The sequence below is a fragment of the uncultured Tenacibaculum sp. genome (genome assembly GCF_947502995.1).
Lineage (GTDB): Bacteria > Bacteroidota > Bacteroidia > Flavobacteriales > Flavobacteriaceae > Polaribacter.
Genome location: NZ_CANNBW010000013.1, coordinates 21,679 through 41,718, shown reverse-complemented (window position 1 = coordinate 41,718; position 20,040 = coordinate 21,679). Strand labels below are relative to the sequence as shown.

14 protein-coding genes and 1 tRNA gene are annotated in these 20,040 nt (G+C 30.9%); 6 read left to right on the top strand and 9 right to left on the bottom strand.

Annotated elements, in window-relative coordinates:
• Positions 1-11: 11 nt before the first annotated feature.
• The 4 genes from Q1A46_RS11960 to Q1A46_RS11945 form a co-directional block, all read right to left on the bottom strand.
• Positions 12-5,267 (bottom strand): T9SS type A sorting domain-containing protein, encoded by a 5,256-nt coding sequence (locus tag Q1A46_RS11960; protein ID WP_299678693.1) that lies wholly within the window; start codon positions 5,265-5,267, stop codon positions 12-14.
• A 96-nt stretch (positions 5,268-5,363) separates the two neighbouring features.
• Positions 5,364-5,840: an ABC transporter ATPase gene (locus Q1A46_RS11955; RefSeq protein WP_299678690.1), complete on the bottom strand. Its 477-nt coding sequence runs from the start codon at positions 5,838-5,840 to the stop codon at positions 5,364-5,366.
• 75 nt (positions 5,841-5,915) lie between these two features.
• Positions 5,916-6,509, bottom strand: coding sequence for a thioredoxin family protein (locus Q1A46_RS11950; protein WP_299678688.1), 594 nt, complete (start codon positions 6,507-6,509; stop codon positions 5,916-5,918).
• Between the two features lie 46 nt (positions 6,510-6,555).
• A complete protein-coding gene (locus Q1A46_RS11945) occupies positions 6,556-7,524 on the bottom strand; it encodes an NAD-dependent epimerase/dehydratase family protein (protein WP_299678685.1) in 969 nt (322 codons plus the stop codon).
• 284 nt (positions 7,525-7,808) lie between these two features.
• Between Q1A46_RS11945 and Q1A46_RS11940 the strand changes: the two genes are divergently transcribed.
• Complete coding sequence (locus Q1A46_RS11940) at positions 7,809-8,258, top strand: hypothetical protein (protein ID WP_299678682.1); 450 nt, start codon at positions 7,809-7,811, stop codon at positions 8,256-8,258.
• Positions 8,255-8,761: a nuclear transport factor 2 family protein gene (locus Q1A46_RS11935; protein WP_299678679.1), complete on the top strand. Its 507-nt coding sequence runs from the start codon at positions 8,255-8,257 to the stop codon at positions 8,759-8,761. Before Q1A46_RS11940 ends, Q1A46_RS11935 begins: the two co-directional genes overlap by 4 nt.
• On the opposite strand, the gene Q1A46_RS11930 is transcribed toward Q1A46_RS11935, so the two are convergent.
• The 5 genes from Q1A46_RS11930 to Q1A46_RS11910 all read right to left on the bottom strand — a co-directional run bounded on the left by Q1A46_RS11930 (position 8,750) and on the right by Q1A46_RS11910 (position 15,938).
• Positions 8,750-9,223 carry a regulatory protein RecX gene (locus tag Q1A46_RS11930; protein WP_299678676.1) on the bottom strand — a complete coding sequence of 158 codons (474 nt, stop codon included), beginning with the start codon at positions 9,221-9,223 and terminating at the stop codon, positions 8,750-8,752. The two genes, Q1A46_RS11935 and Q1A46_RS11930, sit on opposite strands and share 12 nt — an antisense overlap.
• 70 nt (positions 9,224-9,293) lie before the next feature.
• Positions 9,294-12,806 (bottom strand): efflux RND transporter permease subunit, encoded by a 3,513-nt coding sequence (locus tag Q1A46_RS11925; RefSeq protein WP_299678673.1) that lies wholly within the window; start codon positions 12,804-12,806, stop codon positions 9,294-9,296.
• Between the two features lie 11 nt (positions 12,807-12,817).
• The gene (locus Q1A46_RS11920) at positions 12,818-13,990 is read right to left on the bottom strand and encodes an efflux RND transporter periplasmic adaptor subunit (RefSeq protein WP_299678670.1); all 1,173 of its coding nucleotides are present in this window, start codon (positions 13,988-13,990) and stop codon (positions 12,818-12,820) included.
• Positions 13,991-13,998: 8 nt separating this feature from the next.
• A complete protein-coding gene (locus Q1A46_RS11915) occupies positions 13,999-15,324 on the bottom strand; it encodes a TolC family protein (protein WP_299678667.1) in 1,326 nt (441 codons plus the stop codon).
• A gap of 5 nt (positions 15,325-15,329) precedes the next feature.
• Positions 15,330-15,938, bottom strand: coding sequence for a TetR/AcrR family transcriptional regulator (locus Q1A46_RS11910; RefSeq protein ID WP_299678664.1), 609 nt, complete (start codon positions 15,936-15,938; stop codon positions 15,330-15,332).
• Between the two features lie 127 nt (positions 15,939-16,065).
• On the opposite strand from Q1A46_RS11910, the gene Q1A46_RS11905 reads away from it, so the two are divergent.
• The 4 genes from Q1A46_RS11905 to Q1A46_RS11890 all read left to right on the top strand — a co-directional run bounded on the left by Q1A46_RS11905 (position 16,066) and on the right by Q1A46_RS11890 (position 19,881).
• A complete protein-coding gene (locus Q1A46_RS11905; RefSeq protein ID WP_299678661.1) occupies positions 16,066-17,037 on the top strand; it encodes a polyprenyl synthetase family protein in 972 nt (323 codons plus the stop codon).
• Between the two features lie 52 nt (positions 17,038-17,089).
• Positions 17,090-17,163: transfer RNA gene (locus tag Q1A46_RS11900), tRNA-Ile, on the top strand.
• A 373-nt stretch (positions 17,164-17,536) separates the two neighbouring features.
• Positions 17,537-18,799, top strand: a complete 1,263-nt coding sequence (locus tag Q1A46_RS11895) for a DNA cytosine methyltransferase (RefSeq protein WP_299678658.1) — start codon at positions 17,537-17,539, stop codon at positions 18,797-18,799.
• Positions 18,796-19,881, top strand: coding sequence for an HpaII family restriction endonuclease (locus Q1A46_RS11890; RefSeq protein ID WP_299678655.1), 1,086 nt, complete (start codon positions 18,796-18,798; stop codon positions 19,879-19,881). The genes Q1A46_RS11895 and Q1A46_RS11890 overlap by 4 nt, the downstream gene beginning before the upstream one ends.
• Positions 19,882-20,040: the final 159 nt, after the last annotated feature.

Below are 20,040 nucleotides of genomic sequence, written 5' to 3'. Positions count from 1 at the left end.
TGAGAACTATCTTATTTCTTTACGAAACGTAATGGTTTATATCCATCAACTTTTAATAGATAAACACCTCTAGCTAATTCATTCACCTGAATTTCTTCAGAAGAAATTTTAGCAGACCTTATTTCCGTTCCAATAATCGAATAGATTTTATATTTCTTATTGATTAAATCAACTGGTAAGATTAAACGTTCTGAAGCAGGATTAGGATATACTTTTAAAATCTTCTCTTCAAGATCTTCAACATTTAAAACTTCTGATTTATATTCAATAACTGGTGATAATACTACTTGACTATTTTCTTTTCTAATCACTGTATTATTTTCCATTCTAGTAGAAGTTTCACTTATTACCATTTCTACTTGATATCTACCTGATTTCGTTGGTTTATAAGTTGCTTGATTCGCTCCTGGAATTCTAACATCATTATCTACATCAATCCATTGGTAAGAAATTGCATTTTTATATAATGCTTCTAAAATCTCTAAAATTTGATTAACTGTATTATTGATTTCAATTTTATCAATACGAACTGTTAGTGGATTAGAGATACAACCGTTAGCATCTTTTACTAGAATTGTATAAGAACCATCTTCTAAATCTAAAAATCTATTTGATCTTTTAAATTGACCTCCATTAACACTATAGGTATATCTTGGAGAACCTCCATCTGCTCCTATTTTAATTCTTCCACTTGGGAATCTTCCTGTAGCTCTAATATCAACAGAACTGATAAATAAAGTTTCTGGCTCTTCAATATTAACAGGAATAACATTAACACAACCAGAATCATCTGAGACTGTGATCGAATAAGAACCAGGTCTTAAACCTGTAAATGTATTTTCACTTTGAAATCTTCCTGGTTGAGAACTGATTTCATAAACATAACCACCTGTACCACCTGTTGAGTTCACAGTAATACTTCCATCATCAGAACCGTTACAACTTACATTTTCTATAGCCAAAGTAGTTTCTAACAATTCAGGTTCTAAAATAACTACATTGATAGATCTTGAAGTGTTTCCAATACTATCTGTAACTTCTACAGTGTAATCTCCAACTGCAACATTTGTGAATATACCATTAGAACTATCTGCAATTACTGAAGAAGAAAAATCTAATAATACATATGTATATGGAGGTACTCCTCCTGATACTGTTGCTTGAATTACTCCATTATTGTCTCCATTACAAGTTACATCAGAACTTATTAACGTTATCTCCATTGGAGTCACTTGAGGATCGACAGTGATAAACACTGTTGCTGTATCACAAGAATTTCCAGAAATATCACATATTGAGTAAGTAAAACTATCTGTTCCTACGAAATCTGGATCTGAAGTGTAAGTAACAATATCGTCACTAGGATCATTTGGTGTAGCTGAATCATTTATTTGAACTACACCATTAGACGGAGTTGTAATATTTAAAAATCCTTCTGTTGGAATGTTTGTATCATTTGAGAAAATATCAATATCTATAGGAGTACTAGATAAAGTAGTTGCTACATCATCTGCTAATATGATATCATTATTTGTACCAGTTACTGTTATAAACGTAGTAGCCGCACATCCATTTATATCTCTAACTTCTATAGTATAATCTCCTGGACTAACACCATCAAAAACATTACTCGTTGTAAAACCTGTATTGTTTAAACTGTATTCATAAGGAGGATTACCTCCTGTTTCATTTACTGTTATTATATCTCCATTAACATGAGCAGAAACGCTTAACGGAGCTGCTGGTCCGAAAACATTAACATCTGCTGAAGTTAACGTACAAAACGGAAACTCATTAAATGTAACTTGCACTCTAAAACTTCCAGAAGAAAGGCCATTTATAACTAAAGGATTGCTACTTGCAACTGTAGAAATACCTACTGGATTTCCTCCTGCATCAAAAACTTCATAATTATAAGTTCCTGTGTACGGGGTTAGTCCTGTATCTTCAATTGTTAAAATTAAAGAACCATTGCTATCTCCGAAACAAGCAACTGGTGTAGAGTTTACTATACTTAAAGTATAAGTTTCTACATTTAAAACCTCATGAGTTTGATTTAATTCACACCCTGTAACTGGATTTATTACTTTAACAATGTATGTACCAGGTATTAAACGTATATTACTATTGACATCTGTATTACTTTGAACATCAGAAATTGTATCTACTACAGTACCTGCACTATTAATTATTTGTATTACTGCATTTGAAGCTCCTAAACTTGAAGTATACGATATACTTATTAACTCATCTGTAGTTACACAACCAACTGGATCAACTTGGGTAACCGTTACATTAAGTAATTCATCAAAAGCATTAACTGTTGCAGGAGCTGATAAAGCTTGACAATTATTACTATCTATAACTTTAGCATAAAAATCACCTCCATTAACATCTAAAATATCAAACGTGTAAATACTCCCCGCATTAGTTCCGTTAACTTTTGTATCATCACTTGAATCTGACGGTGTTCCATTATCATTAAATAATTCTAATGAAGCATAAGATCCAGTACCTCCAACTATTAAACTAGCATCTAATGCAATGTTTGCATTATTAGTTACATTTCCTGAACTACAACCAAACTGAGTTACTGTTAAAGGAGGTACTATAATAGGAGATAATTCTGATACTACTAACGATAACAAAGATGTACATCCATTATTATCTGTAACTTGAACTTCGTAATTCCCTCCACTTAAACCAGTAAACACATACGAATAATCATTACTTACAGCTTCATTAACTCCTCCGTTATTACCTAGTGTATTAATAATTGTATATGTAAATGGAGCCTCTCCGCTTGAAACGTTTATAGATATACTTCCATCAGTTTCTGTGCATGACGGATCTGTAGTGGAAGCAGAAAATAACACTAGATCAGCTTGACCTACCGTTACATCATATGTAAAAACACACGAATTATCATTACTTTTTATGTAAACTTCATAATAACCTGCAGCAGATACGTCAAAAATATTTGAAACTTGATAATCACTTGCAGAAGGCACAATACCACTAGGCGATAGTGCAAATACATAATTATCAGAAATATTATTTATAGACACAAGTCCGTTATTACAAGAAACATCTTCAACAGCAATAGCTGGGTTTATAGTATTCTTGTATACATTAAAGTAAAAATATTGTTGGCAACCCTGAGCGCTTGCTGTAAGCAATCTGTATTGACCTGCTTCTGAAAAAACTCTCGATTCATTTGTTGAACTAGTAGACACATTCTCCCATGTTCCTGTAGTATCAGGGCAATTAGTATTATTTGTTGTAGAATTAATTAATTCTTGCCATTGTACAGTATAAGTTGCTGGAACATTTGCTGTAATATTTCTTGAATCTGAACTTCCACATAAATAAACTTCAGATAACTCACTTCCATCTATAGAACATGTTAAAACGTTATCTATTGAGTTTAAAATAGGATTATTAGCCAATCCTGTTCCACTTACAACATTAAATGTTTCTGAAAATGGCAAACAAGCAGACGGTGCACCAGTACCACTACCTTTAGTAACTTTGTAAGTACCGAATGTATTTACTGTAATCGACTGTGAAGTTCCTATCACGGTTCCACTATTATCTTCCCATTGGTATGTAACAAATCCTGACGCAGCAGTTAAAGTTACTGAAGAAGCACATAATGTAACCTCTTTAGTAATATCTGTACAGTTTGAAAGTTCAACTAAAAAACTTGTAGCTCCAACAATTCCTTTATTACAAGCATCGATACCAGAAAAACTAGGATCGTTTGATATTTGAATTACGCTATTAACTCCTGAATAACTTGAGAATGATTGACTCTCTATTATATTTGAACAAGATGCTGTAAATCCACTACAATCGTTAGTTAATTCTGCATGAAAACGGATATTTTGTAAAGCACTACCCTCTTCAACTAAACTATCGTTCACTGTAAAAATTAACTCCCCTCTAAAACCATTGGAAATTGAAGGTTGTTCATATGTAAAAGTTACTCCGGCTGGTACAATGATATCTGCAGGAATTAAATTTACATTTTTCGGAAGACGCTTACTTATTGTTGTATTTGTTGCGTCATCATTTCCTATATTTTGAAATTGAAGATTATACCAAAAATCAGCACCTAAACTTAATACTGAACCAGATAAATCATTTCCTGCTCCATCATCTACAGTACTTACAACTCTAAGATCTGGTTCTGACACCTCTACTGCGATCGCGTTTAAAAATGGCCAATATACATCTCCGTTAGTAGTAAATCTTGCTTCTATAGAAGTTTGATTGTTTGCTATAATAGCATTTCCTGGATTATTAATTTCAAATAAATCTACATCGAAACCTAATGTGTTTTCACTCGATGGATTTCTATCAATTACATAATCACCATTTTGAGTAATAGAACTATTAAAAAAGTTATCTTGAGGATTAGTCTGATTAGTGAGATCAGTATAAAATCCATTACTACCTTTAATTTGATAACGATCACCGATAAAAGATTGATCTCCCTCTAGTGTTGCTACCAAAGTTTTTACTCTAACTGGACCTGCTGGTGTTGTTCTGATTCCTGAAAATATAACATCTGCATTATTAGTTCCATCAATAGTAGCAAAACCATCAAATAAGGAAATATTTTTTGTTGTTTCTGTTTCATTTTCATAAATCACAACTAAAACCCATCCTGCAGCTCCTCCTAAACCGTTAAAAGCATCAAAACCTACTGTTCCTCTTATGTTTGCTGCAAAATAATCTCCGTTCGGATTAGATAAACTACTTACTTCCGCAGTCATATCTTTATAACAAACATATGGACGTTGTGTAGCTATTCCATTATCGTATATTACTTCATCACTTGTAATGTCTTGATAATCTTGACCAGGTAATTTAAATTTGATATTTCTGTAATCGCCAGGTCTTGATTGTTCAGCTTCCCAAGTTTCATAGGGAAATACCGCAGACCAGTACAAACCAGCATAAACAACTCTAGAACAAGTTGGTACATTTAAAATCGAACTCGAAGAAGAGAACGTTGTAGGATCATCATCTACATCTATATATTGAATATTGAGTTGTCCATTACTACCATTTCCATTAAAAGGATCGTTTGGCGAAAATGAACTATCTTCTCTATTCAGTATATTATTAGATACAAAGGTCACATCTCCTTTAACTGTGATTCCGCCTGATGATAACCTTTGCGTGAAAGGTACGTCTTGGGCTTTAAGATTTAATAAGGAGGTAAGGAAAATTGAAATTGAGAGTATTAGTTTTTTCATATAATTAATTTTGCTACAAAAGTAGAATATTAATTAAATAAATACTCCCCATTTTAAAATAGTTACGTAAAAAAAACGTAAAATTTACAATCTTTTTTACAAGAAACGATTATACCAACTTTCTGTAATTGGTACTTCCCAAAAGTTTTCAAAATCATACTTGGTTTGAACCAAATTATCGAAAACTATAGTTTTGCTGTTAACCGATTTATTTTTGAGCAACTTTTTAAATTCTTTTACTTCTTTATATTGAACGAATTCTCCTTGTTTGAAACTTACGTTCATTTTATCTAGTAATTCTATTTCGTACTCTTCTTGTAACTTTAATATAAAACCGACTTGTTGATCTAAATTTTGATTATTAACAACCACACCTTCCTCAGATGAAAACACAATAAACCTATCATATTTTATACAGTATGATAATTTTGCTTCAGCAGTATTTAACCAATCATTTAAAAAACTTTCGATTTTCTCTTGTAAGGGCTCTAATTCTTGAGCATAAAATTTTCTACTTGATGGATAAATCCAAACTTTTGCTTCTTCAGATAAAGTTTCAAACGGTACAATCATAAGTTGCAAATATAAATAAAGCCTCATGAGAAACATCATGAGGCTTAAATATAAACTACTAAATTATTTAAATCTTTAGTTTTCTAATAAAGACAAAATATCTTCTTGTACGTTTGTTCCTTTATTCTTGTTATACCAAACTTGTAAATCTTTTTTCACATCTGCATCTACAACACCATGTTCTTCTTTATAATCTGCAATCATTTTTGTTGCTACAGATGGTCTTGGACCCCAAGTAAACAGCACATCATTCTCTTTATTTACAGCGATTAATTTCGGAATAGATCTGCCTCCATTTGTAAGAAAATTATCCATTAAATCTAGATTTTCATCTCTTAAAACCAGTTGAAGATCAATATTAGGATTTTCTTCCGCCATTTTATTTAATACAGGAATGTTATGAGCTGCATCTCCACACCAACCTTCAGTTAAAACAATCCAAGTTTGAGGTTCTTCAACATTTTTAATCTTTGTTAAAGTATCTTCTGTTAACTTTGATGTTTTATCAAGACGCTTCATACGTCTATCGTTAAGAAAGCTATAATTGTATAATGCTTCTGATTGATTTACTCCTGTAGATTTATTTTCTTCTAATAAATCTGATACTAAAGTTCTGTATTCTGAATATGTTAATGCGCTTTCAAGGCTCTTTTCTATAACTTCTTTCATATGTTAACCATTTTACAATGATTATGACGAGTATATTTTTATAAACTTACAAAGCTTTTAAAAGTTCATTATTTTTCGATTGAATATTTGTTAACATATCTTTAGTCATCAGTTCTAAATCAAACGAATGCTTCCAATTCCAATCTTCTCTTGCTGCGCTATCATCTATAATTTGCGGCCAACTATCAGCAATTTCTTGTCTGAAATCTGGCTTGTATGATATTTCAAACTCTGGAATATGTTTTTGAATTTCTTCAGTAACTTCTTTTGGAGTAAAACTCATTGCAGCTAAATTATAAGAAGTTCTAGTTTTAATATTTTCCGCTGGAGCCTGCATAATTTGAATTGTAGCATTAATCGCATCCTCCATGTACATCATAGGAAGTTTTGTTTCTTCACTTAAAAAACATTCGTATTTACCTTCCTCTTTTGCCTTAAAATAAATATCGACAGCGTAATCTGTTGTTCCTCCTCCTGGTTTTGTTTTCCAACTAATAATCCCTGGATATCGTAAACTTCTTACGTCTACACCAAATTTATTATGATAATAATTACACCAATGCTCACCTGAAACCTTGCTAATTCCATAAACAGTTGATGGTTCCATTACTGTTTGTTGTGGTGTATTTACTTTAGGTGAAGTACTTCCGAAGACTGCTATAGAACTTGGCCAGTATACTTTTTGAATATGCTTTTCTTTCGCTATTTCTAACACATGTAAAAGTGATTGCATATTTAAATCCCAAGCTTTCAAAGGAATCTTCTCTGCAGTAGCAGATAGCATAGCTGCCATTAAATACACTTGATTCACCTTATACTTTTTAATCACTTCTAATATTCTATCCTTATCCATTGCATTAATAATTTCAAATGGACCAGAATTTAAAAAGTCGGCATCTCCTTCTCTAATATCTGAAGCTATTACATGTTCACTTCCATAAATCTCTCGTAGTCTTTGAGTAAGTTCTGTACCTATTTGACCACATGCTCCTAGAATTAAAATAGTATCACTCATTTACAAAAATCTATTTTTAACGCTCTACAAAGTTAATGAATTTAAATATTCGTAATATTTAAATGTTATTTTTTAACTATCGATAATTTCAATCTTTTAAAAAACTGATAATTAAGCTTTAAGTTTAGTTTTAGAAAAAACGAATTTAAAAAATGTATTTTTGGGCAAAATTTACATGAGTAATGCTTAAGTATTCTAGTCTTTTAATTCTTTTAATTAGTGTGTTTTTTTTCAATTGTACCCCAAAGAAAAAAAACACTGTCGAAAAAATAGTTACTTCTGATATGAGTACTGTTGTTAAGCACAAAAAAGTAACCAATCTTTCTGAATTAGCTAAAACAAAAATTCAGGATTGGACTGAATACAACGAACTTGATGAGTTTTTAGGTAGATTTTCTTCTGTATCTCCTAATCAAGCCTTACAAATGGCTAACGAATTAAAAGGATTAGTAAAAAGTTTAAACGACAGTTTAAAAATTGAAACACTTAAAACAAATGCTTTAAAAGCTAGAACCAATGTTTTAGAAAATGAAATTTTGCGTTTAAATGACATGACTTTAATTCCTTCAATTAAAGCTAAAGAAATTAATAATCAAGTTGATAAAATTTTACTTATTTACAGTAGTTATAATGCTAAAGTAAATACGATTTACAGTAAAAAAGAATTTGATGAGGAAATTAATTTAGATGATTTTTTTAAACCTGAAGTTGAATTAAAAGAAAAGAAAAAATGAAACCTCTACACTTATTTATAGTTTTTTTATGCAACATATTTATTAGTTGCAACTCTGTAAAACAACAAAACACAAGTTCTTTCAGCAAAGAAACAATCAATACTTTTTTAGACAATTGGCATAAGGCTGCTTCTGAAGCAAACTTTGATAATTATTTTAATGCAATGGATAATATCTCCGTTTTCGTTGGCACTGATGCTAGTGAGGTCTGGTCTAAAAAACAATTTCAAGATTTCAGTAAACCTTTTTTTGATAAAGGTAAAGCTTGGTCATTTAAAAAGATTCAACGTAATATTTATACTGAAAACGACACTAATTTCATTTGGTTTGATGAAATTTTAGACACTTGGATGGGTGTTTGTCGTGGTTCTGGAGTACTTAAACAGGTTAACGGAAAATTAGTTATAAAACATTACGTACTTTCTGTAACTGTTCCTAATGAAATTATTGATAAAGTTATTCCTTTAAAAAAGGAAAAAGAAGTAAAATATTTAAGACATTAACTCATTCAACACTTCATTAATTAAACTGATTTCATATCCACGGTAATTCAAATAATCAAAAATTTTTTTTCTTTTCTTAAAAGAATTAGACTCATTAATAGAAGAAATTTTTCTTTCAGCTAAACTATTTAGTTTCGAGAAGTATTCTTCTTCATCTATTTCTGAAAGTGCTTGCTTAATATTATAGACTGAAATATCTCTTAATTTCAATTCTCTTGTAATACGAACCTTTCCCCAGTTTTTAATTCTAAATTTTCCTCTAGCAAAACTTCTAGCAAAACGTTCTTCATTTAAAAAATTATGTTCTAAAAGATGTAGTAAAATAAGCTCTCTAGCTTCAGGTATTAAATGAAAACCTCTTAATTTCTCTTCCACTTCTTTATGACATCTGTCTTGATACACACAAAATCTTTCAAGTTTTCTTTTTACCTCATCTACCGTTAGCACACTCTTTTTATTCATACCCCAAAAAAACAAAAAGAGTTAGTAACATACAACTACTAACTCTTTTAATACAAACATAAATTATTTCTTAATTTCCAATCTCAGCAATTTCATCAAATGATTTTTCTGTGATACTATTTCTGTTCTTGATCCACATTTTAAACTTTGTGATTAAGTAAAATAATATTGGAACAACAATTAATGTTAAGAAGGTAGCTACAATTAAACCGTAAATAACTGTCCAAGCTAATGGTCCCCAGAAAATTACGTTATCTCCTCCAACATAAATATGTGGATTTAACTCAGACACTAATGTGTAGAAATTAATATTTAAACCTGTAGCTAAAGGAATAAGACCTAAAATTGTTGTAATTGCCGTTAATAATACCGGACGTAATCTTGCTTTTCCTCCTTTTATAATACTTTCTTTTAAATCGCTTACAGAAACAAACTCGTCATCATCTAAACCTAATTCAACTTTTCTTCGATCTATTAATAACTGTGTATAATCGAGCAGTACCACACCGTTATTTACCACAATTCCGGCGAGTGAAATAATTCCCATCATTGTCATCATAATAACAAATGATGAACCAGAAATTACAATTCCCCCGAATACTCCTATTAAACTTAAGAATATAGCTAGCATAATAATTGCTGGCTTAGACACAGAATTGAACTGATAAATTAAGATTAAGAAAATTAAACCTAAACCTGAGAAGAACGCCCCCATTAAGAAAGCCATTTGTTTATTTTGCTCTTCGATTTGTCCTGTATAATCTACTTTAATTGTAGCCGGTAAATCTGTAAAGGTTTTCATTTCATTTTGAATCTTAGACACAATTGCTCCTGCATCTGTATAACCTGGTGCTAATGCCGAATATACTGTTACTACTCTTTTTCCTTGTTTGTGTTTTATAGCACTAAAACCTGAAGTATTTTTCTGTGTTGCTAAAGCAGAAATCGGAATAGATTTCACCTGCCCGTTTGAAGGATCTCTGAATGTGATATTCTGATTAAAAATAGCACTTGTATTGTATCTATTCTCTTCATTAAATCTTACATAAATATCATAATCTTCACCATCTTCTTTGTAAACACCTGCTTTTGCTCCGAAGATAGAATTACGTAATTGTGTTCCTACTTGAGCTGCACTAACACCTAATTCTCCAGCCTTCTTTCTATCAACATCAACTAACATTGTTGGTTTAGATTTATTTACATCAATCTTAAGCTCTGCAATTCCAGGAATAGATTTTGTATTGATAAAATCACGCATTTTTTCAGCAACATTAATCAGTTCAGCGTAATCTTTACCTTCTAATTCAATATTAATCGGATAACCAGCAGGTGGACCAACTGGATCTTTCTCAACAGAAATTGATAACCCTGGATATACTCCTTGTAATTCGTCAGTAATTGCCTTTTTAAGTAATTTACTGTCTGCACCTTTTCTATATTTATACTCTCGCATAGAAGCTACAACCTTTCCTCTGTGTGGCATTTCTGCTGTTGAACCTCCATCTGTTTGCGGATTTCCTGATCCTGCACCAACCTGAGTAATAGAACTCTCAACTAAAAAGTTATATTCTCCATCTAAATATTTAGAAGAATTAATCACATTAGTTACTCGTTGTTCAATATCCTTCATTATTGCATTTGTTTTTTCAATATCCGTTCCTTGCGGATATTCAACATATACAATAACTTGATTTGGTGTATTATCTGGAAAGAATTCTACTTTTGTTCTTTTTTTCTGAACAGAATTTCCGAATCCCATAAATGCTACAATAAGCATTACAAATGTTATAATTGTAATTACTTGTGGTTTCCAACCTTTTAACACACCACTAATCATTCTTTCATAAAAACGCTCCCATCTTGGTAAAACACGAGATTGAAATCCGTTAGCTGCGGGACGCATAATGAACCTGTAAATCCAGAAATTTGCAGCAGCAAAAATCAATAATGTTCCTAATGGTCTAATAGCTCCACCAAAGAATACAAAAAGTAATCCTAAAACTCCTAAGATTATTGTTAAACGTATAATCTTGTTTAATGGCATATTTTTATCTTCTGTACTCATAAATTGAGAGACCAGTACTGAATTAAAGAATATCGCTACAAATAAAGAAGAACCTAATACTACAGATAATGTAATTGGGAAATAAATCATGAATTGTCCCATTACCCCTGGCCACATTCCTAAAGGAATAAATGCTGCAACTGTTGTTGCTGTAGAAATAATAATTGGAAAAGCAATTTCACCAATACCTTTTCGAGCCGCTTCTAATCTCGACATTCCTTCTTCATCCATCAAACGGTACACATTTTCAACAACTACAATTCCGTTATCTACTAACATTCCTAATCCCATAATTAACCCGAAAAGAATCATGGTATTCATGGTGTATCCCATCATGTTTAGAATCATTAACGACATAAACATTGACATTGGAATTGCAAATCCTACGAATAATGCATTTTTCAATCCTAAGAAGAACATTAGTACAGTTACTACTAGAATAACTCCAAAAATGATATTATTTACTAAATCATCTACCTGACCAACTGTTTTAGAAGATTGATCGTTTGCTAAGGTTACTTTAAGTGTTTCTGGTAACACTTTAGTTTCTTGAGCTACTTTTACAATCTCTCTAATTTTATCAGTAGCCTCAACCATATTTTCTCCAGAACGCTTTTTAACATCTAGCATTACTACAGATTCTGCGTTCTCACGAGCATAAGTTGTTTTGTCTTTATCTTTAAAAGAAACTGTTGCAATATCTTTTAAATAAATTGCACTACCTCTTTCAGATTTCACTACAAAATTATCTAACTCTGAAGGTTGTTCTATTTCACCAAGAACACGAATCGTTCTTCTTTGACCACTAGAAATAATATTACCAGCAGAAATTGTAGCATTTCCATTTCCGATAGATTGAAGTACATCATTGAAACTAACTTGAGCTGCCATCATTTTATAGATATCTACAGCAACTTCAACTTCTTTCTCTTCAGCTCCACGAATATCTGCCTTTTTAATTTCCTTTAAATCTTCTATTTCATCTTGAAGATATTCTGCATACTCTTTTAATTGTTCTACAGTAAAATCCCCTGAAATATTAATATTTAAAATCGGTGTTTCTTCAGCAATGTTTAATTCGAAAACGTTAGGTTCAACTTTTGCTCCGTTAAACGTTGGCCAGTCTTCACCTGAAACCTCTTCATCGATTTCGTCTTTAACTTTTTGCTTCGCTTCTTCAACGGTGATTTGCTCATTAAATTCAATGGTAATCATCGATACATTCTCTTGAGAAGTAGAGTTGATTTTAGTAACATTACTTACTGTTTTTAACTTCTCTTCTAAAGGATCGGTAATTAATTTCTCTATGTCTTCTGCTGTATTTCCTGGAAAAACAGAGCTTACATAAATTTTGGTTTCTTTAATCTCTGGGAAATTTTCTCTTGGCATATTAATAAATGCAGAGATACCTGAGAACAATATAATTACCATTAATACATAAATAGTAGTTTTATTGTTTATTGCCCAAGAAGATAAACCAAACTCTTTATCTACTTTTTTTTGTTGTTCTGTCATCAGAATATTTTTTATTTTTTGGCTAGTTGTAATATTTTAACTTCCTGACTGTCCTTCACACTTCTTGCTCCTTCATTAATGATCTTCATTCCGCTTTTAATTCCATCAAGCACCTCAATAACATCTCCTTGAGTTTTTCCTGTTTTGATAATAACTTGTTGCGCTGTAGATTTTCCGTCTTTTGTATTTACTACGTAAACATATTGCTCACCTTTTGAGTTTTCTGAAATAATACTCTGAGGAATTAAGATTGCATTTGGATTGGTATAATCGTTAATTTTAAGTTTTGCAGTTAAGTTTGGTTTGATACTTCTATCTTTATTTGGCACACCAATTTCAACTTTAAAAGTTCTGTTTGCTGGATTGATAAAATTTCCTGCTTGACGAACTTCTGAGTCTAACTTTTTTCCTAAAATTGGAAACTCAACTTCTACTGCTTTTCCTTTTTTAACTGAACTGATATAACTTTCTGGAACATCTGTTTCTATATACATATTTCCTAAGTTTACAATTCTGAAAACCTCAGCTCCAGGACCAGGAGATACAACAGTTCCTTGTTCTTTAATTACATCATCTACAATTCCAGCAAAAGGTGCTCTTATAGTATACTTTGCAATATTCTTACGTAAATTAGTTACCGCATTAGTTTGTGCTTCAAAATTTGTTTTAGCTTGTAAAAATTGAATTTCTGAACCAATTCTTTGCTCCCATAAACGTTTTTGACGCTCATAAGTAGTTTTGGCTAAAGCTGCGTTTGCTTCTAACTGTGCTAATTGATTAGACATACCAGCATCATCTATTCTTGCTAATGACTGTCCTTTAGCTACTTTTTGTCCTTCTTTTACAAAAACACTAACTAATTGCCCTGGTACTTCTGGGTATACTAAAACATTTTTCTTTGTTTGTACATTACCTTGTAATTCTAAATAATGAATAAACTCAGATGAATTAGCATTGATCGTAGTGATTAATGGTATTTTTTTATTCTTATCAAGTTTAGAAATTTCAGTATCTAACAACTTAATTTGACTTAATATCTCTTGACTCTTTGTGCTTAACTCATCTTTCTTTGCTCTAATTTGCCCTAAATCTCCAGAAGCTATTACAGCGTCTACTGATTGTCCTTTTTTTCCGCATGAAGCTAAAAGAACTGTAGCTATTGTGAATATGAATATCTTTCTCATTGAGTTGGTTATTTTATAGGTATATTTAATGCTGTTTCTAATTGTGCTTTTTTAGCAATTACGTTTAACATTGATTGCACGTAATTTGATTGCTGTGTGTAAAGTTGATTTTGCGCTTGAGATAAATCGAAACTTGTTGAAAGTCCTTCGAAAAATTTCACTTGTTGTTTCTTCTCAATACGTTCTGCTAATAGTAAGTTTTTCTTAGCTGTTTCGTAGTTTTCGATACTTAATTGATATTCACTTTTTGCTGTTTCCGCTTGTAAATTCAATTTTTGTTTTATCTCTTCTAATCGTATATCTGAATTTTCAAGTTCTAATTTCGCTTGTTTAATTCTTGATTTAGCTCTAAACGAACCGAATATTGGAACATTTAAACTTACTCCTAAAAGAGAGGTTGATCTCCATTGTTGAGAACTATTAAAGAAAGAAAACGAATTAGAATTAGCAATTGCATTGTAATTCACAAAAGCTGCTAATGTTGGTAATTGTCTGTTTCTTTCTAACTTTAATAATAATCTATTTGCTTCTCTATCGTTACTAGCGATTCTATAATCGATATGATTATCCAGATTAAACGTTTTACTTAACAAACCTAAATCGGTGTTTTGAATAGCTAAATTCTCTAAAGTATCACTTAATTCTAATTGTTTATCAATAGAATTTCCTAAAGCGATGTTTAGCATTTTGTAAGCAATATCTCTAAGACGCTGCGTGTTTCTAATATTATTCTCTAAAGTTCCTAAAGTAATTTGAAGTTGCTCTACATTTTCTTCCTCCGTTAGTCCGTTATCGAAAATCTTTTGCGTTTCATTTAAGTTTTTAGTTAAAACTCTTTTATTACTTTCTAAAATCTCTAAACTTTTTTCAGCAACTAGTACATTTCCATAAGCGTTAATTACAGCTTCTTTAGTTGCCAACTCCGTTTTTTCTTTAGCTTGTTCAGAAATCTTCAAATACGTTTTAGCAGACTGTAGTCCTACTAAATACGTTCCATCGAAAATTAATTGTGTTAATGTTACACCAGCTGTTACCGAATGTTTCGCTCCAAAATCTGGAAAACCATCTTGGTTAAAATCTACTGGATCGAAAAGTTGCTTTAAGTTATTTTGATAATCAACTTTACCATCGATTTGAGGTAATCCAATGGTCGTTGTCTCCCATTTTTTCTGTTTAGCAGCTTCAATATCTTTTGAAGCAACTTTATTGTCGTAGTTATTTTTTATCGCGTAATCTATGGCTTCATCCATGGATAATCGCAACACTTTTTCTTGAGCATTTATTGTTATACTCATAAAAAATAAAACAAATACACTTGTTATGTATTTCTTCATTAGTTTTAATTTTGATTAATTATTTTTAGTTGTTTTTCTAGCTCTTCTAATCCTTTTTCTGTAGCAATGGCTCTTATATGATATTCTAATATCTTATATTCTATTTTTACTAATTCTTGTATGTTCTCACTATACATGTCGCTTTCAAAAAAACCAAATATTAAAGTGAAATAGAAATCAGTAATAAGAGGAAGTTCAATCTCTGGTCTGTACAAACCTTGTTCGATTCCTTTTTTTAAATTATCACTATTACAATCTTTAAACATACACACTTCTCTTTCCATTAACTTTGCATAAGTTTCTGGATAGAATTTCCTAAGTTGAAACATAGGAGATGCTTTTGCATTCTTAAACATTTCTTTAAAAATTGCCTTAATAGCAAACTCTTCTTCTATTGCATTATGATTTTGGCTTTTAATTAAATCTATTGTTCCTTCAATAGACTGATGAATAGTTGCACAAGATGCACTTACTAAAGAGGCTTTATTAGAAAAATATTTATATAAGGTCTTTTTAGATATTCCTAACTCGCTAGAAATATCATCCATAGTCACGCTTTTAAACCCAAGGGTTAAAAACATTTCTCCTGCTTTGTTTATAATTTTATCTTCCATAATACGATGCAAAGTTACACAAGGAAACTCAAGAAACAAAAAAAGTTTCCTAAGTTTTAATCATTTTTTAACATTAGGCTTACTCAGTTCTTATAATTGACTTATTTTTGTAACAAAAACTTTACTTTTGGAATTATCTAAGTATCAACAATCATTTTTAAATTACTTACAAAATCAAGATTTCGATAGAGAACCTAAGAATCTCTATGCGCCAGTTGATTATATTTTACAGTTAGGAGGCAAACGATTAAGACCTATACTGACTTTAATTGCTTGTGATATTATTTCAGGCTCTTTTGAAAAAGCTTTACCAGCTGCTATGGCTGTGGAAACTTTTCATAATTTCACTTTAGTTCATGACGACATTATGGACGAGGCTCCTTTAAGAAGAGGAAAAAAAACTGTTCACCACAAATGGGATATTAACACTGGAATTCTTTCTGGTGATGCTATGCTGATTTTAGCATACCAATATTTTGAGAATTACGAACCTATTATTTTTCAAAAGCTTGCTAAATTATTCAGTAAAACTGCAATAGAAGTTTGTGATGGACAACAATTAGATGTTGACTTTGAAACGCGTAACGATGTTACCATAGATGAGTATATAAAGATGATTACTCTTAAAACTTCTGTTTTAGTCGGTGCTGCTTTAAAAATGGGAGCAATTGTTGCAGAAGCTTCTGATGCACAAGCAGACGAACTTTACAATTTTGGAGTAAATCTTGGTATTGCATTCCAATTACAAGATGATTATTTAGATACTTTTGGAAATCCTGAAACTTTCGGAAAACAAATTGGTGGTGATATTATTGAAAACAAAAAAACATATTTATATTTAAAATGTTTAGAGGTTGCCAATAATGAAGATGCTGAAAAGTTAAAATTCTTCTTCAATCAGAAGTTAGAAGACAACTCTGTTAAAGTACCAGAAGTAACCAGAATTTTTGAGAAAAATGATATTCCTAACCTAATTCAGGGGTTAATTAAAGAATACACAAATAAATCTTTTGAAAATTTAAACCAACTAAACATCTCAGAATCAGCCAGAGAAAGTTTAATTAATTTCGGAAAAAATTTAATGGTAAGAAAAGTATAAAAAAAGGCTTTTAAATTTCAAAAAAGTTTTTATTTTTGCAATCCATTTTACTGGTCCTATAGCTCAGTTGGTTAGAGCACCTGACTCATAATCAGGGGGTCCATGGTTCGAGCCCATGTGGGACCACCTTTAAAGCTTCACTTTTTGTGAAGCTTTTTTGTTTTTAAAAACTCACTAACAACAAGTTACAACCCTTTGTATTTACTAGTGTCAGAAGCATTTTTATATATAGTTGGACTCCTGATATAGAGTAAGGTGACCTACATCAATAACACATTGATAATCAATAAAACCTTTTTAAACAATACCTATTTCACACCTGTTTTTTTTTTAAAAATACGGTTTTTTTACGGCTTTTTTTCATTCTAAATCAACCACAAAAAAGCTTTAAGAGTTGACAATAAGAAACCTTATAAGATGATAATTAAAAACAATATTATCCTTTTAACAAAAAAATAATTTTAGCTAACTTGCCATATTCAATTCAGATTATAAATTAGTGCAATTAAACAAACAAATATCAATCATTGACTTTGAAGATAAAAAATTCAGAATCAAAACTAAAGAGTCAGGAATAGACACTGAACCTGCATTCACGCACTATCTGCATAATAATAAAAACGGCGTTTCAAAATATTACAAGTTAGACGCTATACAACATGTTAAAAATTTAATTGAATATAAATTCCCTGAAGAAATAATCTCTACTAGAGTAGCAGAAAATACTCTCAAATACCTAATATCACAAAACCAAACTATTCCTTTTCCCAGCCCCAAAAAACCTAAATTCAAGTTCATTGATCTTTTCGCTGGTATAGGAGGCTTTAGACTAGCTTTTCAAAACTTAGGAGGAAAATGTGTATTCACTAGTGAATGGGATAAATATTCACAACAAACTTATTACTCTAACTTTGGAGAAGTACCGTTTGGAGATATAACAAGAAAAAGAACAAAAGACTATATCCCCGATGATTTTGACATTTTATGTGCTGGTTTTCCTTGTCAAGCCTTTTCTATTGCAGGAAAACGCGGTGGTTTTGAAGATACGAGAGGAACTTTATTCTTTGATGTGGCTGAAATAATTAAAAAAAAACAACCCAAAGCTATTTTTCTTGAAAATGTAAAAGGATTAAGAAATCATGATAAAGGAAAAACTTTATCTACAATTTTGAATGTTCTTCGAGAAGATTTAGGCTATTACGTACCAGATCCTCAAATAATAAATGCAAAAGACTTTGGTGTACCTCAAAATCGAGAACGTATTTTTATTGTTGGATTTAATAAAAATACTGAAATAACAAATTTCCAATACCCAAAACCTGTAAATGAAAAAACCTCATTAAGAAATATACTTGAAGAAAAAGAGGTTTCAGTAAAATACTACCTTTCTACAACTTATATTGATACCCTAAGAAAACACAAAGAAAGACATCAAAATAAAGGAAATGGGTTTGGTTTTCAAATAATCCCTAATGACGGTGTAGCAAATGCTGTAGTCTGTGGAGGAATGGGAAGAGAGAGAAATTTAATTATTGACCATAGGTTAACGAATTTTAAACCTATAACAAATATTTCTGGTGAAGTTAACAGAGAAGGTATAAGGAAGATGACTCCCCGAGAATGGGCAAGGTTACAAGGTTTCCCTGACAACTACAAGATAGTAGTATCTGACGCCCAAGCATACAAACAATTTGGTAATTCAGTTGCTGTCCCTGCAATACAAAAAACTGCTCAGCAAATACTTAAAACATTAAACCTATGAAAGGAAACAAAGGAGAGTGGAGTGAACTCTATACTTTTTTTAAATTGTTAGGAGATGGAAAACTTTTTTCTGCTGATGAAAATTTAAAAAAAACTAAATCTTTTGTTGAATTAAAATCAATAATAAGAAGAGATAATGAACAAGATTTAAATTTTAGAATCAATAATCAAACAATAAACATTATCGATTTTAAAAATAATCAAATAATATCTTCTTTTAATGTTGTAGATGCTAAAAAAATAGCTGATGATCTCGCTAAAGAAATAAAAAAAGGAAAAATATCTATACCCAAACAATTAATTGATTCAATTCAAAAGCATTCTATAAATAAAGTTACTAATAAATCTCAAGGAAAAGGCGATATTAATTTAGTTATTTATGACCCAATACATGGAATAACAAGTAGTCAAGAATTCAGCATTAAATCATTCCTTGGAAGTACTCCTACTTTATTTAATGCTAACAAAACAACAAACATCACATACAAGATTACTGATAAAAATAATAATCCTGTTTCAAAAGTAGATTTAACTACTGTAAATTCAATCGGAAATCCGCATAAATACATTAAACGTATTTCTAAAATATCTGAATTAGGGTATGATATTAATTTCCATTCCTATGATGACGACACTTTTAAGTTAAACCTTCAAGTAATTGATAGCGATTTACCTCAAATAATAGCACACATTGTAAAAGATAAGTTTGTTAGTAGTAAAATAAAATTCACTGATATAATTTCTAAAATCAACGAAGAAAACCCTATGAATTATGATCTTAGTCAGGGTCATAAATTTTATGAATACAGACTTGTTAATTTTTTAGTTGAAGCAGCTCTAGGGATGACTTCAAAAACTGTTTGGTCAGGGAAATATGATATTGTGGGAGGTATCATCATAGTTAAACCTGACACAGAAGTACTATGCTATCATGTAATTGATTTTAATAAGTTCAAAACATATTTAAAAAATTCGTCAAAGCTTGATAATCCTTCAGGCTCTAAAATGGGGTATGGTGAAGTGTATTTTGATGAACATTCAAAAGAATCTTTCATCAAATTAAACTTCCAAATAAAGGCATAATACGGCTTTTTTACGGCTTAAAGAAACCAAATACAGATAAGACACTACAAAAGAAATAGTTACACTCAAAAGGTTAATTACTCATAATCAGGGGGGGCCATGGTTCGAGCCCATGTGGGACCACCTTTAAAGCTTCACTTTTTGTGAAGCTTTTTTGTT